Genomic DNA, 14,704 nt, shown 5'->3' on the forward strand with positions numbered 1-14,704 from the left:
GGGATACTTATGAACACTTTAATTCTATGTGAAAAACCTTCACAAGCAATGGATTTAAGCACTGTTTTTGCAAAAAAGAAAAAACAAAATGGGTATATGGAAGTTTCAGATGAACAATTAAATGTAAGTGGTTTTTTAACTTGGGCAGTTGGTCATTTAGTCGAATTGCAAGAACCACAAGAATATGACGAAAAATATAAGAATTTTAGCACATATCCTATATTGTTAGAAAAAGACGATTTTCAATTTAAAGTATCTGACAAAACGAAAGATCAATTTAACAACATTAAAAATATATTTAAAGAAAACAAGATTGATGAAGTTATTATTGCTACTGACCCAGCTAGAGAAGGCGAAAATATAGCATATAAAATTTTAAATCAATTGAAAGTAACAGATAAAGTTACTATAAAAAGATTGTGGCTTACTTCTAAAGTTGAAAGTAGTATAAGAAAGGCTTTTAAAAATATATTACCTAAAGAAAAAACTTATGGATTTTACAAAGAGGGCAGGGCTAGAGAATTAAGTGATTGGTTAGTAGGAATTAACTTATCACGTCATTTTACTAAAATTTCACGAGAATTAGGTAATGACGGTGTTATTCACATTGGTAGAGTATCTAGTCCTACATTAAACATGGTTTACAACAGAGAAAATAACATCAAAGGTTTTAAAGGCAAAAAGTTTTATAAAGTTTCAGCGACTATTAACAAAGATGAACAAGAAGTAAAAACAGAGTTAAAAAACAAATTTGATAGTGAAGATGAATTGCACGAATTCTTGTTTGATAATGACATTACAGATTTAACACAAAAAGGAATAGTTACTGATATTGAGAAAGAAATAGGCTATACAATGCCACCTAAATTTTATGACTTATCAGCTTTACAAGAAGATATGAATGATAAATATAAAATAAGTGCGAAACGAACATTAGAAATCGCACAGACATTATATGAAAAGAAATTAATCACATATCCTAGAACTGATTCAAGATATATCACAGAAGATGAAAAAGAAATGTTAGTAGAAAATATAGATTATTTAAAAGAAATAACTAATACTAATTTGAATAATGAATTAACTAATAACAGCTTGATTAATCCTACTAAAATAGAAGATCATTACGCAATATTAATAACTGGAAATGATTTTAATAAAGTAGATTTAAAAGAAGAAGAAATCAATGTTTATAAAAGTATATTACAGAATGTGGCCATGAACTTTATGGATAAAGAGCAATATGAAACGACTACTATAGAAATTGCTGTTAAAAAGCTCATTTTTGAAGTGAAAGGTAAAATTATTCAAGATAAGGGATTTAAGGCTTTGTTAAATAAACAAAAAACTTCCGAAGAAACAATTCCTAATTTTGAAAAAAATGAAGAAGTAGATATTGAATTAGATTTGCTAGAAAAAGAAACGACACCTCCAAAAAGATATACAGAAAAAACATTATTAAAAGCAATGGCCAATCCTATAGAAACACTAGAAGATGAAGGATTAAAGTCTACACTTAAAGAAAGTAAAGGTTTAGGTACACCAGCAACTAGAGCTGACATTATAGAAAATTTGAAGAAGAATAAATATATTCAAGTACAAAAAAACAAAATTTATATTACTAAAAATGGTATATTAGCTTGTCTATTATTGGAAGGACATTTACTTTCAAAACCAGACTTAACAGGACAATGGGAAAAATATTTGAATGGTATTAGTAAAGGAGAAAAAGATGATGATTCATTTATAAATACCATTAATGAAATGATAAAAAAGACAATTAGCGAAGAAGTTAAAAATAAAGAAATTATACAAAAAGTGGCCAAAGAGAAAGTATCATCTAACAATATCGCAAAATGCCCTGCTTGTGATAATGGCTATTTAATAGATAGAAAAGGATTTTATGGTTGTACAGAGTACAATAACGGTTGTGAATTTACGATTCCTAAAAAACTGTTAGAAAAGAGTATACCTCCAACTGTAGTAAAAGCATTATGTGAAAGTAAGACAACTAAAAAATTAAAAGGCTTTAAATCTAAAAAAAGTGGAAAGTCATTTGATTGTAAGTTGATACTAACAAAAGAAAACAAAGTTCAGTTTTCATTCGATTAAAAGGAGGATAAGAAAATGAAAAAAGGAATATTCATTTTAACTGGTATTATTTGGCTAGTATTAATATATTTAGCGCAAATATTAGCATACGCATTAAACACACTAAGTAATACTAGCAATAAGCAAAAGATATTTAGCGACATATCACAGTTGTTTATCCCTCCAGCTAAACACCCAATAAGCACTATTATTGGTTTTATAACTGATAAAAATACAGTGTTTTTTGTAATAGGTGGAATAGCAACAATTATTTGTATATATATTCTAATAAAACAATTATTTGAGAGTAAAGACGGTAATGAAAAAAATCAAGATTATAAAATTGCTAAACATGGTTCTCATGGATCAGCTAAATTTGCTGAGGATAGTGAATTGTTTTCAGAAGGTCATTATAAAAAAATGAAAGAAAACGACATTACAAACTATGTTTACAACAGTTTAGATAAATCATTAATAGAAGAAAGAAGTGATAAGGAATGACTACACTTTTAGGCGAATTAGAAAGTAAAGCAACTTCTATAAATAAAAAGAATTTAGTGATACAAGATTTTGATACCAAATGCCCTAATAGAAATATATTTGTAGTAGGAGGGCCAGGTTCTTTTAAATCGGCTGGCTATGTTATACCTAATGTTATTGTTAAAAATCAACAATCAATAGTTGTAACTGACCCTAGTGGCGAAGTTTACGAAAAAACAGCTAATATTAAACGTATGCAAGGCTATGATGTTAGAGTTGTAAATTTCAAAAACTTTTTAGCCTCTGATAGACAAAACTTTTTTGACTATATTGATAAAGATTCTGATTGTTCAATTGTAGCTGAATTAATTATTAAATCAGCTGGGGATTCTAAAATGAATAAAGATGTATGGTATAAATCTTCTGTAGGATTACTAAATTCATTATTGCTATATGCTAAATATGAATTTGAACCCGAAAAACGAACTATAGGAAATATTATTAAATTTATTCAAAACAATAAACCTAATCATGATGACGAAGGATCAGTTGAATTAGATAATCGCTTTAATGAATTACCTAAAGACCACCCAGCTAGAGAAAGCTATGAATTTGGTTTTGCAGTATCAGAAGGAAGAACAAGAGCAAGTATTATATTAACCTTTGTAGCCGATTTACGAAACTACATTGATAACGAAATTAGAAGTTACACAAGCGATTCTGATTTTGATTTACGAGATGTAGGATTAAGAAAAACTATTATATATGTAATGTTGCCGGTTTTGGGGAACACTGTTCAATCACTTTCTAGTTTATTCTTCTCTCAAATGTTTCAACAGTTATATAGGTTAGGGGACGAAAACGGTGCTAGACTTCCAGTCCCAGTAGATTTTTTACTAGACGAATGGCCAAATATCGGCGCAATACCAGACTATGAAGAAACTTTAGCAACTTGTCGTAAGTATGGTATTAGTATAACAACAATTGTTCAATCTATTTCACAAGCTGTAGACAAGTATAATAAAGATAAAGCAAACGCTATTATAGGGAACCATGCTGTTATTTTATGTTTAGGTAATGTAAATAACGATACAGCTAAATATATAAAAGAAGAATTAGGTAACGCCACTGTAGAGTTTGAAACAAGCAGTGAAGGTTCTTCTAGTGGTAAAGATAGCAGAAGTAAATCATCAAATAAAAACGTGAGTTACACTGGAAGGGCGTTACTAAATGAAGATGAAATAAGCAATATGCAACAAGACAAAGCTATTCTCATAACCAAGAATAGAAATCCCAAAATCATTAAAAAGCTAGCATATTTCAAAATGTTTCCTAATTTAACTGAAACATATATAGCACCTCAAAATGAATATAAACGTAAAAAGAACCAATCTATGATTGATAAGCATAATAGATTAAGAGAAGAATGGGATAAAAAACAAGAGAAAATTAAACAACAAAAACTAGAAGAATATAAAGAAGAACAAAGACAGAAAGAGTTAGAGGAAGAACAACAAGCACAAGAAGAACAACAAAATGAGGAAGTAAAAGAGAGTAAAAGCAAAAATGAAGAACAACAAGAAGATAAGAAAGACGAGCAACAAAAAATTAATGATTCTAAAAAGGCATTTTATGAAAAATTAAAACAAAAACAAGCTAAATAAAAGTAGGATTTTACATTACATGACATGACATGTAATGTAAAATCTGTTATACTTGTAATGAAAGTTGAGGTGGTTGAATGGATTGGATTAAAGACGCTGTTAAAGACCTAACTAATGGTATTGCAGACGGTATGATGAATTTTATATTTCAATTTCTTTATACGCTATTTTATGAGCCTTTAAAGTTCTTTATATGGTTGTTAGATAAAATACTTATTGACCCTAATAGTATTTCAAGTGATTACATTTCAAATGCGTCTATATTGGTTAATAGCTTAATCACTTCAATAGCAGTATGTGTGTTTGCTTTTAAAATGGTTCAAGTTATGAAACAAAATGCAGAAGGTAACGCTGAAAGCCCAGGTTATTATGTAGCACAATTATTACCGAGTTCGTTATTGGTGGCAGCTTTACCATGGCTAGTTGATATAATGACTAAATTATCTTATGCAGCCACTAGGGCATTTTTAGATGTAGGTCAAAAAAGTTATTTAGAAACTATTAAAGAATGGAGTTCTTTAAAAAAAGGTCAAGACGGATTTAAAGAAATGCTAGGTTCTATGGGGACTATGGCAGGTAGTCAAATTATGTTTATTCTATTTATTCTATTGATTTTAGTATTTACTGTAATATTTATTTTCCAATTTGTTAGTAGGATAGCTGATTTAATAATAATGAAAGTAGTTGCCCCGTTGGTAGCAGTTTCATTATTAGCAGATGAAAATAATTATGTAGGTGTATGGTGGCGCGAATTATTGGCAATTAGTATTCAATTACCATTACAAGTGTTTACTTTCTTTGGAGGAATAAATTTATTCTTTGGCGCAAAGTTAGACGTAGGCACATTATTATTAGGTATAGGATTCTTTATTATTACAGTTAAATCGCCTTCCTTTATTAGATCAATGGTTTACTCTACTGGAAGTGGGCGAATGGCGACTGGAATGGCTGGAAGTGGTGCAAAACTTCTAGTTAGAAAAATGTTATCTAAATAAAGAAAGGAAGAAAATTATGATAAACAAAGTAATATATAGTGGACGTATCGCAACTGATTTAAAATTAAGAAAAAGTAAAAATGATAAGTCTTATGTTTTCTTTAACATAGCTGTACCTAGGCAGTTTGATAATGATAGAACAGATTTTATTAATTGTGTTGTATGGGGAAAACAAGCTGAAAGTTTAGTTGATTATCAAAGTAAAGGTAATCTAATTATAATTGAAGGTTCAACTGAAACATATAAAAAGGATAATATTAATATGTCTAGGTGTTTGGTTGAAAAGACTATCTTTTTAGAAAGCAAAAAAGAAAACAAAAAAGATGACGTGTCAGAAGATGACGCTATAAGCCCAGCAGAAGAAGATAATAGCAACGATAAATCTATTTCTGATGATGATTTACCATTTTAAAACTATAAAAGGACGTGTGAAAACACGTTCTTTTTTTAAAAATAGGAGTGATTTAGATGAAAGTAACAAATACAATTAGATTTGAAGAAGAAAAGAAAAACTTAATTGATAATGTAGTAAATACGCTAGAAGAATATAAAGATGTTATCGACAGTGAATTGCGTAGTATTAGAAACACTAATTATTTAGTTATGAGAAATAATTTTAATGTTCAATATAGTGTACATAGACAAAGTTCAAATATAGAAGATATAGACCCTTTAGAATCATTGAAAGTTCAATTGAATTCTATGGAACATGGTTATACTGATATAAAATTATTGAAAGATTCATTTGAGAATTTTCAAGTTAAGTATGAGGCTTACAGGGACGCTGTGAGAGATTTAATTCACTTTTATGAAGTTAGTGGAGTATTAAAGAAGGAAATTCTAAAAATAAGACAATTTGATAAATGCTTAAAACCATTAACAGAAGGGACAAGCAAAAAGGCAGATTTAAACCCACTTTTAGAACTAGAGGGAGCCTTTAATGTAATTAAAGATTTTAATGATTTCAAGAATTTAGAACGTGTTGAATATCTACTTGAAAAAGACGAAGAGGGCAACATAAAAACGGATAAAAACGGACAATACACTGTAGATAGAGAATACTTTATAAGTAGAGTATTAAAATTAAAAAATAACTTAAAAAAGAAATATGAAATTAACCAAAAAGCAATTGCTAAACTTTATAGAAAGCATAATACAAGTGATAGATTAAAAAGGTATTTAGAATTTGGCAGACGCTAATAGCTCAAATATTTTACTGTGTATGGAGGTTTATTTATGAAAAGAACTGACAAATATAGAGAAGAATATGAAAGAGAAAGAGAGAGAGAAAGACAATCAAGAAATAACTATGACATCAACGAAGAAAATAGAAGAAGGTTCTATGAACATCAACAAAGAATGTATGAAGAACAAAGAAATAAAAAGTACAAAAGACGTAATAAATGGTTTGGATTTATCATTATTATTTTAGTAATTCTTTTAGTGGCTTTAGGTGTGAAATCATGTAGTAATAATGATGAAACACAAGAATCAAGTAATAATCAAGCACAACAAGATAATACAGATCAATACGTTCAACAAAAAGATGATGAATTAAAGAGTAAAGTTGAAGATACAAAGACAAGCATTGAAAATTCTAATGATGATACACAATCTAAACTTCAAGAATTAAAAGACGAAGTTAATAATCTAAAGAATAATGCTAATGATGATAAGGCAGAAAAAGTAGCAAATGATTATCAAGATACAGTAAACCAGCTAGACAATGCACAGACAGCTAAAGAAAATGGTAATGATAGTAAAATGAAAGAAGAATTGAATAAAGTAAATAGTAAGTTAGATGAAATAAAAGATAAAATAACATCTTGGTTTGATAAAGATAACAACAAAAACGAATAATGTAGGAGGGGTTTTTTGGGGAATTTAGATTTTGACCACGAAGGATATAGAAAACTATTACCATTAAAAGAATACAAAGATTCTATAAAACATAGCGACAGCAAGACTAGAAATCATTTTATTGGTATGGCTTTTAATAATAAAACAGATGTGTTTAGTCGTAACTTCTCTAATAAAATGATAAACATATTTCCTAAAAAAGAATTTTATATTCATATACAACAATTTCCAGAGAATGATAGCCCTTCTTATATGGTATACAACACTGATATTACAGCATTTATTCAGTTTAGGTTAGCTGGGCGATCAGAAAATAAGTATTTAGAAAAAATTATCAGAGATTATGGTGTATTAATAGAAGTTGAGGCCTTACATTCATTTAAAAAAGGTATGGGGGCAATGCTGGTAAATCAATTGGAAAAGTTATCAGATAAACTGTTCATACCTATATTTCTTTATGATACTAATTTAAAAGATGAATTATATTATCAAGACTTAGGATTCTTTGATACTACTAAAAAAGGGGATTATGGAGAACCACTTTTAGTATATAAACCTAAAACTCTAGAAACTAATAAAAAAGAAAAGCCTATTAAATCTTTATTCAAGAAAGTATTCAATATCAATTATTAAACATAGTATCCTAAACTAGAGTACTCTAAGTACTCGAAGTTTAGGATTTTTTAATTACAGTGCTTTAACTATTAAATATATAAGGGTATTATTAATAGTAGTTAAAGTATTTAAAGGTGGTGGAAAGATGAAGGTTCAGAAAGTAATTGTGGAGGAAAAATCATATCCGTTATACATACTGCTAGATAAAGAATTTGAAGTGATAGAACCGGTTAAGCGATTTATAAAGTACTTGGATAATACGGGCAAAGCTCCAAATACCATTAAAACATATTGTTATCATCTCAAGCTGTTTTATGAATTTATGAGCCAAAGTAGAATCGAATTAGGAGATTTACAATTTGAGGATTTAGCAAACTTTGTAGGATGGTTAAGAAATCCAGCAGGGCATTTAAAGGTAATAGATATACAACCAAAGAAGGCTAAAAGAGAGGAAACATCAGTTAATTCCATACTTAACGCTGTAACTAGTTTCTTAGAGTATTTAAATCGCACAGAAAATTTTAAAGCTATAGATATGTCTAAAGAAGCAAGAGGAAGAAACTTTAAGGGGTTTCTTCACCATATTTCTAAAGGTAGATCCTATAAAAAAAATATTTTAAAGCTTAGGGTCAAAAAGAAACTTGTACAAGTATTAGAACATGGACAAGTCAAAGCAATAATTGAGGCATGTCATACCAAAAGAGATAAGTTACTTATTATGCTTATGTATGAAGGGGGACTTCGGATAGGAGAAGCATTATCCCTTCGTATTGAAGATATTTCAACATGGGATAACCAGATTAACATCAGGCCAAGAGATCATAATGAAAATGGAGCTTATATTAAACTTAAAAAAAAAAGAACTATTGATGTAAGTAAGGAATTAATGGCATTATATACCGATTACTTAGTACATGAATATGGGGAAGATTTAGATCATGATTATATATTTATTAATCTTAAAGATTCTTATTTTGGCCACCCTCTAAAATATCAAAGTGTATTAGACTTAATAAGAAGACTAGGAAAACGGACAGGGATTACTTTCACTGCCCATATATTACGTCATACGCATGCCACAGAGCTTATTAGAAGTGGATGGGATGCTGCATATGTACAAAAAAGATTAGGGCATGCCCATGTACAAACAACACTTGATACGTATGTTCATCTTTCTGATCAAGATATGAAGAATGAATATAAAAAGTATCTTCAAGGGAGAGAAACATGACAATGAAATTTCCAAGTGTAGCAACTAATCGAAAGCTTATCGCTAGTACAGAGATTAATAAAAAAATAGCTAATATGACAAGTGTTTTAAAAGGTTATTGGGCAGCAGATAGATGGGATATAAGAATTTGTCCGCATCCTAGTGCAATTGAGTTAAGTAAGAATCCGTCACTAAGAAATCGTTGGGTAAATTTCGATAAGGTGGAAAATGTCTGGTTGAAAACAGAATTAAAATATTTTTATTACCTTCACTTGAATAATGGAGCTTGGAATGCAAAATCCGTTTGGATTAGAAAGGGAACAGTGATAAGCCGGATGATGGGATTTTTAAATTTAAAATATCCTAATATTACATCGATAACCGAAGTGCCTATAAAAAAAGCTTTGACAGAATACCGGACCTACTTAACAGAACAAAAAGTAAAAACTACGACTACTAATTACAAACTTGATGTAAATCAGCAGAAAGTTACTGTACATGCGAATTCCTATTACGTTACTCATCTTAAGCAGTTTATGGAATTCTATGAGGACTTCTATTTTGATGGGGAAGAATGGGAAAAAGATGTTTGGAATCGAAGAAAATTATCATTACCGGAAGATAAGGTAAACCCAACATCCTACGAATATACGATCAACTTTAAGGGTTTTAAGAATAATTATTTTAAAGAAATAGTTAAGCGATATTGTAAACTAATGTTAAACACAGCTAGCTTTTCTCACGTAGTAGATATAGCTTCAAAATTAAAAGAATTTTTTAATTTCATGAACAAAAATTGTGAAGGTATACAAAGGATTCATCAATTAACTAGAAATGAAATTGAGCAATATTTTAATTATATTAATTTAAAAGGTTTAAAACCCAGTACTGTAACTGGACGAATATCTACTTTAGACGTTTTTTTTACTACAATTCAAAGATATGACTGGAAGGATACACCTTCTAAGATCCTTATCTTTCAAGAAGATTACCCTAAAGTGCCGAAGGCACTACCACGTTATATTGATGAACATATACTTGAACAATTAAATGGGAAATTAGATAAATTGGAACCTTATATTGCTACAATGGTTATGGTACTTCAAGAATGCGGGATGCGTATCAGTGAACTTTGTACATTGAAAAAAGGGAGCGTCATAACCGATAAAGAAGGGGATTGCTTTTTAAAGTATTATCAGTGGAAAATGAAGAAAGAGCATATCATTCCTATTTCTAAAGAAATTGCTGCATTGATATTAGTTCAAGAGCAAAGGGTGGCTGATGAACTCGATGATGGATGTGTATATGTGTTTCCCCGAAAAGATTGCTCACCATTGAAACAAGATACCTTTAGGGTTAAATTAAATGAACTAGCTTATGAAGAAAAGATAACGGACAGCAACGGAGAAATTTTTCGTTTTCATGCTCATGCCTTTCGGCATACAGTTGGCACTAGAATGATAAATAACGGAGTGCCACAACATATTGTCCAGAAGTTCTTGGGTCACGAATCACCGGAAATGACGGCAAGATATGCACATATTTTTGATGAAACCCTAAAGAAGGAATTTACGAAATTTAAGGAAACCTTAGTAACGAATAACGGTAGCATTCTGGATTTAAGTGAGGAAAATACTGAAGCTGACAATACAGATCTTCAATGGTTTAAAAAGAATATCAATGCACAGGCACTTCCTAATGGCTATTGTCGGTTACCAGTAATTGCAGGACCATGTCCTCACGCAAATGCATGTTTAGATTGTACGAATTTCTGTACAAGTAAACAATTTCTTACTGAACATGAAGAGCACTTAGAGCGAACTAAAGAAATACTAAATAGGGCTAAACAAAACCAATGGCAGCGTCAGGTTGAAACCAATGAACGTGTTAAAAATAGATTAGAACAGATTATTCATTCGTTAAAGGAGACGAATTAAAATGATTAGAAAAGGTAACACAACTGCCATAGTTCAGCTAGCTAAAGACAAGTCGGAGAAAACAAGAATTAGGGTTGAAAAGACAATTTCAGAGATGGCATTGAAAGAAGAGAAGATTAATTTTAATTCCGTTGCACAAAAAGCAAATGTTTCAAAGTCATGGCTTTACAAACAAAAAGATATTAGAACTAGAGTGGAGACATTAAGAGGGATGCAGATAAGTGAGTTAACCCCCCGTAAACCTAGTAAAAGCCCTCGTTCAGAGGACGTATTAATAAAAACCTTAAAAAGCCGTATAAAGGCGTTAGAAGAAGAGAATGAACGGTTAAAGGATCAAGTTCAAAAATTACATGGCAAGCTGTTTTAGCAGATTTGTGTTTCTTGGAATTTATTGGGCACTTTGAATTGGCTACCTAAAATGAAATCGCTAAAACCTTCAATAACTTCAATAGCCCATTTCCCTAAATGTGTTAAGGGGAAATGGGCTTTCTTCTAGTATTGTTGGCATGATCGCAGAAGTGTTTTATGCTCTTAAATAATACTTTTTAATATATTGCAAATACTCATTAGCACTTTTCTGTATCTCTTCGCCCTTCATATCCGAATTAGCACCGTAAAGTACAAACTCTGGTACATATTCAGCATGAATCTATGCACATAAAGATTTGAATGGTGTTAACATCTGGGTTAATGTATGCTTGTTTTTACCCATACTTGTAAATTCACCTTTTTTTACGCCAGCTGATATAGCTAATCCTAATTTTCGATTATAAAATATTCTTTTACCCTTTGATCCGTAAGCCCATCCATATATAATCACTTCATCGATCCATTTTTTTAATAATGAAGGAGAACTATACCAATATAATGGAAATTGAAAAATAATATTATCATGATTTTCAACTAATTCCTGCTCTCTTTTTACATTCATAATAAAATCAGGATACTCTCTATAAAGATCATGAATGGTAATTTCGTTTGAATAAGACGCTGCTTTTTCTACCCAAACTTTATTGATTCGAGAATTTGGCATATCTGGGTGAGAAACGATCACCAATGTTTTCATTGTTTCATCCTTAACATACTCAACTTTCGCACCAATAAAACAGTGTACGAAAGTTGAGTTACTTAAAAGTATTCTATTCTAAGAAATTCAAATTTGCGTGATTCCTAAGCTATTTATTTACAGCTTAAACTATAGAAGATGAACTAAACAATAACTAATCTTTACATAACTAAGTTATTACCCACGCTTTTTTAAACCTAATCCAGCTATTAAGGCAATGAGTATTGCCCCTGTAGCTGCAAGGAACGCATCTGAGTAGGACATAGCGTCCAATATATATAATGGATTTATCGGCTCAGTAGCATCACGTCGAGCGGATAATAATGCTCCAATCATACCTGCTCCAGTTCCTGATCCAAGGTACAAAGCACCTTGGAAAATCCCCATTCCGACACCAACCTTGTCTGCATCGAGTGCACTTACTGCGGCGTTATTTGCGGGAGAATTCGTGAATGCAAAAGCAATCCCTACTCCGAGGACCCCCACGGAAACTAACAGAGGTGAAGCACCAGATGCATAGGTGGACAAGAATAAGGTAGACAGCCCCATCAGAGTCATCCCAGTAATTATCAGACGTTTATCCCCAAATCGATCAGAAAGACGGCCAACGAAGGGAGATAAGATTGCAACAGCCACACCACCTGGCAACAATATCATTCCAGCCTGTCCAGAAGAGAGTCCATTCACCTCAACGACTAGTAATGGGACGAACATAAGAACAGCGAAATAAGCAAACATCGAAAAAAATGCAATTATGACCGTATTGACATAATCCTTGTTATTGAACAGGACAGGTGGTACAAATGGATTTTCTGCGGTAACAATTCTCCAAATAAATCCCACCAAAGCTACAACAGAACCAATTAGGCTAGTTAACGATGAGAACGAAGAAAAACCAGAAGTTTCTCCTTGAGTGATGCCAAAAAGGAGTAATCCTACTGTGAGGCCGAGGAATAAACCACCAATGAAATCAAAGTTCTTATTGCTTCCTACGGATTCTGCCGGTTTAATTGTCGGTAACGCGTAGTAGGCACCAATAACAATCATAATGGCTAACAAAAATGTGAACCAAAACAAGGCATTCCACCCTAAATATTGACCAACTACTCCACCAAATATTGGACCAGCAGCAGTTCCAACACCAATACTTCCTGCGATAATTCCCAAAGCTCCCCCACGTTTTCCTTGTGGGAAAACCTTCGAAATTGCAATGACTGATAGAACTGGAATTGCGGACATCCCAGCACCCTGAACCATTCTTCCCAAAACCAACAATGGGAGGTTCGGGGCAATTGCACATAAAAGACTACCACTTGCCAGAATCATAATGGCAAAGATATATAGCTTTCGTAACTCAAAAAAGTCTGAGATTCGACCATAAATCGGAATTCCAATCGCAAGAACAAGTGCAATACCACTAACTATCCAACTCACTTGAGATTTCGAAGCTTCTAAATCTTTGCTTATTAGTGGAAGTACGGGATTGACTGAATCAGCCGTAATTGCACCTACAAGTACAGATAGGGAGAGTACCATCATTAAAAGCCTAGTAGAACCCCTTTTTTCAGATTGAATCATTTCTTTAGATTTACTATCCTTTTTCATTTTATTTCCTCCTAAAATATATTGTGATTTTAGGAGGCTAAATCCACTGCTTTCACCATAAACCTCACCTCATATCTATTTATATTGTAAAACCAAATCAACGAACTCACCATATTTCTACAGCATGATTAAAGATTCGGTTCTCCAAACTAACTGAACTGATCAAACAAAAAAAAGGCACCAGTTTAACAACCGGTGCCTAATCATTCGTATGCATTTTTACAAATGCAATAGATTCATAAATTTTTGCCCATTATATAAAAGGAGGCAAAAAGTTTTCCGGTAGTGTTTCCATTTTTTGTTTTTGTGAAAAAGGACATACTGATCCCGTTGTACCTAAATCCCCTGAAACTTTTACATGCTTTCTAAACTCGACATTAATGAAATCAATTCCCATTACTTTTTGCCTCCTTTCTCATATTGTGATAATAACACAATAATAATTGATGAAAAAGAAATAATCAACCCTACTTTTTTGAAAACCAATTTAAAGCTTTACTACTTTTACTTACATAATAAAGGCAGGTGCAGTATAAACTTTTTTAAATAGGTCTTCTTTAACGAGCAGGTAGCGTCAGTTAAAGTAGATAATTTAAGATCGAAATCATATTATAGATATTCCGAAATTGGGCGTGATTGTTGCAGGTCAAAAGCTTAATTCCTCGATAAAATAAAAAGGAATTAGTTTTTTTATTTGTGGTACATTCTTCTGACCGTAATCAATTGTCATCTAATAATGACATTGTATTTTTTCATTTGATTTAACACGTTAAATATATGTTCTTAAAGTAAAAACATTGATGTTAATGGATTTTTAGTAATTTACTCTTGATAAGATACAGCCTACAGTATTAAAGAGGTGGGGTAACTCATTTCTTTAATACTTATTTTATTAATAGGGGTTTAACATATGGATTATACAAATCAAAAAAGAAAATACATAATATTTGGTGTTATTCTTGTTATAACACTTCTAATTATTGGAATTGCTTACTATTTAATCAGTTTGAATAATGCTAAGGGACAAATTAGAGAATTTGAAAAATTTATACAGCAAAATGATTATAAAAGCATTGCTGATAAGCTATCTAATAATGAACAAACTTTATCAAAAGTAGACGCTAAAAACTTTGTGTTATTTGTTAAAAGTAAAGAAAATCAGATAAAGTCCGTATAATTGT

General features: G+C 31.2%; 15 protein-coding genes. 12 read left to right on the plus strand and 3 right to left on the minus strand.

The features are described from left to right. Positions 1 to 9: 9 nt before the first annotated feature. The 11 genes from topB to KA893_RS11015 all read left to right on the plus strand — a co-directional run bounded on the left by topB (position 10) and on the right by KA893_RS11015 (position 11,219). Positions 10 to 2,112 (plus strand): DNA topoisomerase III, encoded by a 2,103-nt coding sequence (gene topB / locus KA893_RS10965; RefSeq protein WP_030061483.1) that lies wholly within the window; start codon positions 10 to 12, stop codon positions 2,110 to 2,112. A 15-nt stretch (positions 2,113 to 2,127) separates the two neighbouring features. Continuing rightward, positions 2,128 to 2,592, plus strand: a complete 465-nt coding sequence (locus KA893_RS10970; RefSeq protein WP_000715271.1) for a hypothetical protein — start codon at positions 2,128 to 2,130, stop codon at positions 2,590 to 2,592. Continuing rightward, a complete protein-coding gene (locus tag KA893_RS10975) occupies positions 2,589 to 4,235 on the plus strand; it encodes a VirD4-like conjugal transfer protein, CD1115 family (RefSeq protein WP_030061486.1) in 1,647 nt (548 codons plus the stop codon). The genes KA893_RS10970 and KA893_RS10975 overlap by 4 nt, the downstream gene beginning before the upstream one ends. Before the next feature lie 77 nt (positions 4,236 to 4,312). Further along, a complete protein-coding gene (locus KA893_RS10980) occupies positions 4,313 to 5,230 on the plus strand; it encodes a conjugal transfer protein TrbL family protein (protein ID WP_030061488.1) in 918 nt (305 codons plus the stop codon). 16 nt (positions 5,231 to 5,246) lie between these two features. Next, positions 5,247 to 5,642 carry a single-stranded DNA-binding protein gene (locus tag KA893_RS10985; RefSeq protein WP_000608969.1) on the plus strand — a complete coding sequence of 132 codons (396 nt, stop codon included), beginning with the start codon at positions 5,247 to 5,249 and terminating at the stop codon, positions 5,640 to 5,642. A gap of 56 nt (positions 5,643 to 5,698) precedes the next feature. After that, entirely contained in the window at positions 5,699 to 6,430 is a 732-nt protein-coding gene (locus KA893_RS10990; RefSeq protein WP_000869299.1) for a hypothetical protein, read from the plus strand. 36 nt (positions 6,431 to 6,466) lie between these two features. After that, positions 6,467 to 7,090, plus strand: a complete 624-nt coding sequence (locus KA893_RS10995; protein ID WP_030061493.1) for a hypothetical protein — start codon at positions 6,467 to 6,469, stop codon at positions 7,088 to 7,090. 15 nt (positions 7,091 to 7,105) lie between these two features. Next, positions 7,106 to 7,723 carry a hypothetical protein gene (locus tag KA893_RS11000; RefSeq protein WP_182094135.1) on the plus strand — a complete coding sequence of 206 codons (618 nt, stop codon included), beginning with the start codon at positions 7,106 to 7,108 and terminating at the stop codon, positions 7,721 to 7,723. A gap of 127 nt (positions 7,724 to 7,850) precedes the next feature. After that, the gene (locus KA893_RS11005; protein WP_031883924.1) at positions 7,851 to 8,936 is read left to right on the plus strand and encodes a tyrosine-type recombinase/integrase; all 1,086 of its coding nucleotides are present in this window, start codon (positions 7,851 to 7,853) and stop codon (positions 8,934 to 8,936) included. Between the two features lie 2 nt (positions 8,937 to 8,938). Next, on the plus strand, positions 8,939 to 10,852 hold the full coding sequence (locus tag KA893_RS11010) for a tyrosine-type recombinase/integrase (RefSeq protein ID WP_029658482.1): 1,914 nt from the start codon (positions 8,939 to 8,941) through the stop codon (positions 10,850 to 10,852). Between the two features lies 1 nt (position 10,853). Next, positions 10,854 to 11,219 (plus strand): DUF6262 family protein, encoded by a 366-nt coding sequence (locus KA893_RS11015; RefSeq protein WP_000619629.1) that lies wholly within the window; start codon positions 10,854 to 10,856, stop codon positions 11,217 to 11,219. A 282-nt stretch (positions 11,220 to 11,501) separates the two neighbouring features. Here KA893_RS11015 and KA893_RS11020 read toward each other — a convergent pair whose 3' ends face one another. The 3 genes from KA893_RS11020 to KA893_RS11030 all read right to left on the minus strand — a co-directional run bounded on the left by KA893_RS11020 (position 11,502) and on the right by KA893_RS11030 (position 13,920). Beyond that, positions 11,502 to 11,918: an NAD(P)H-dependent oxidoreductase gene (locus tag KA893_RS11020; protein WP_031883923.1), complete on the minus strand. Its 417-nt coding sequence runs from the start codon at positions 11,916 to 11,918 to the stop codon at positions 11,502 to 11,504. A 177-nt stretch (positions 11,919 to 12,095) separates the two neighbouring features. After that, entirely contained in the window at positions 12,096 to 13,523 is a 1,428-nt protein-coding gene (fexA, locus tag KA893_RS11025) for a chloramphenicol/florfenicol efflux MFS transporter FexA (RefSeq protein ID WP_165624956.1), read from the minus strand. A 253-nt stretch (positions 13,524 to 13,776) separates the two neighbouring features. Beyond that, the gene (locus KA893_RS11030; protein WP_002360221.1) at positions 13,777 to 13,920 is read right to left on the minus strand and encodes a hypothetical protein; all 144 of its coding nucleotides are present in this window, start codon (positions 13,918 to 13,920) and stop codon (positions 13,777 to 13,779) included. A gap of 513 nt (positions 13,921 to 14,433) precedes the next feature. On the opposite strand from KA893_RS11030, the gene KA893_RS11035 reads away from it, so the two are divergent. Further along, the gene (locus KA893_RS11035; RefSeq protein WP_030061495.1) at positions 14,434 to 14,700 is read left to right on the plus strand and encodes a hypothetical protein; all 267 of its coding nucleotides are present in this window, start codon (positions 14,434 to 14,436) and stop codon (positions 14,698 to 14,700) included. The last annotated feature ends 4 nt before the right edge of the window (positions 14,701 to 14,704 follow it).

Source organism: Staphylococcus sp. GDY8P126P, assembly GCF_017891965.1.
In the GTDB taxonomy this organism is placed as follows: domain Bacteria; phylum Bacillota; class Bacilli; order Staphylococcales; family Staphylococcaceae; genus Staphylococcus; species Staphylococcus saprophyticus.

What these genes read in the sequence shown, in the direction of transcription:
- topB (WP_030061483.1), top strand. Translation starts at nt 10, where the DNA reads ATGAACACTTTAATTCTATGTGAAAAACCTTCACAAGCAATGGATTTA.
- KA893_RS10970 (WP_000715271.1), top strand. Translation starts at nt 2,128, where the DNA reads ATGAAAAAAGGAATATTCATTTTAACTGGTATTATTTGGCTAGTATTA.
- KA893_RS10975 (WP_030061486.1), top strand. Translation starts at nt 2,589, where the DNA reads ATGACTACACTTTTAGGCGAATTAGAAAGTAAAGCAACTTCTATAAAT.
- KA893_RS10980 (WP_030061488.1), top strand. Translation starts at nt 4,313, where the DNA reads ATGGATTGGATTAAAGACGCTGTTAAAGACCTAACTAATGGTATTGCA.
- KA893_RS10985 (WP_000608969.1), top strand. Translation starts at nt 5,247, where the DNA reads ATGATAAACAAAGTAATATATAGTGGACGTATCGCAACTGATTTAAAA.
- KA893_RS10990 (WP_000869299.1), top strand. Translation starts at nt 5,699, where the DNA reads ATGAAAGTAACAAATACAATTAGATTTGAAGAAGAAAAGAAAAACTTA.
- KA893_RS10995 (WP_030061493.1), top strand. Translation starts at nt 6,467, where the DNA reads ATGAAAAGAACTGACAAATATAGAGAAGAATATGAAAGAGAAAGAGAG.
- KA893_RS11005 (WP_031883924.1), top strand. Translation starts at nt 7,851, where the DNA reads ATGAAGGTTCAGAAAGTAATTGTGGAGGAAAAATCATATCCGTTATAC.
- KA893_RS11010 (WP_029658482.1), top strand. Translation starts at nt 8,939, where the DNA reads ATGAAATTTCCAAGTGTAGCAACTAATCGAAAGCTTATCGCTAGTACA.
- KA893_RS11015 (WP_000619629.1), top strand. Translation starts at nt 10,854, where the DNA reads ATGATTAGAAAAGGTAACACAACTGCCATAGTTCAGCTAGCTAAAGAC.
- KA893_RS11020 (WP_031883923.1), bottom strand. Translation starts at nt 11,918, where the DNA reads ATGAAAACATTGGTGATCGTTTCTCACCCAGATATGCCAAATTCTCGA.
- fexA (WP_165624956.1), bottom strand. Translation starts at nt 13,523, where the DNA reads ATGAAAAAGGATAGTAAATCTAAAGAAATGATTCAATCTGAAAAAAGG.
- KA893_RS11030 (WP_002360221.1), bottom strand. Translation starts at nt 13,920, where the DNA reads ATGGGAATTGATTTCATTAATGTCGAGTTTAGAAAGCATGTAAAAGTT.
- KA893_RS11035 (WP_030061495.1), top strand. Translation starts at nt 14,434, where the DNA reads ATGGATTATACAAATCAAAAAAGAAAATACATAATATTTGGTGTTATT.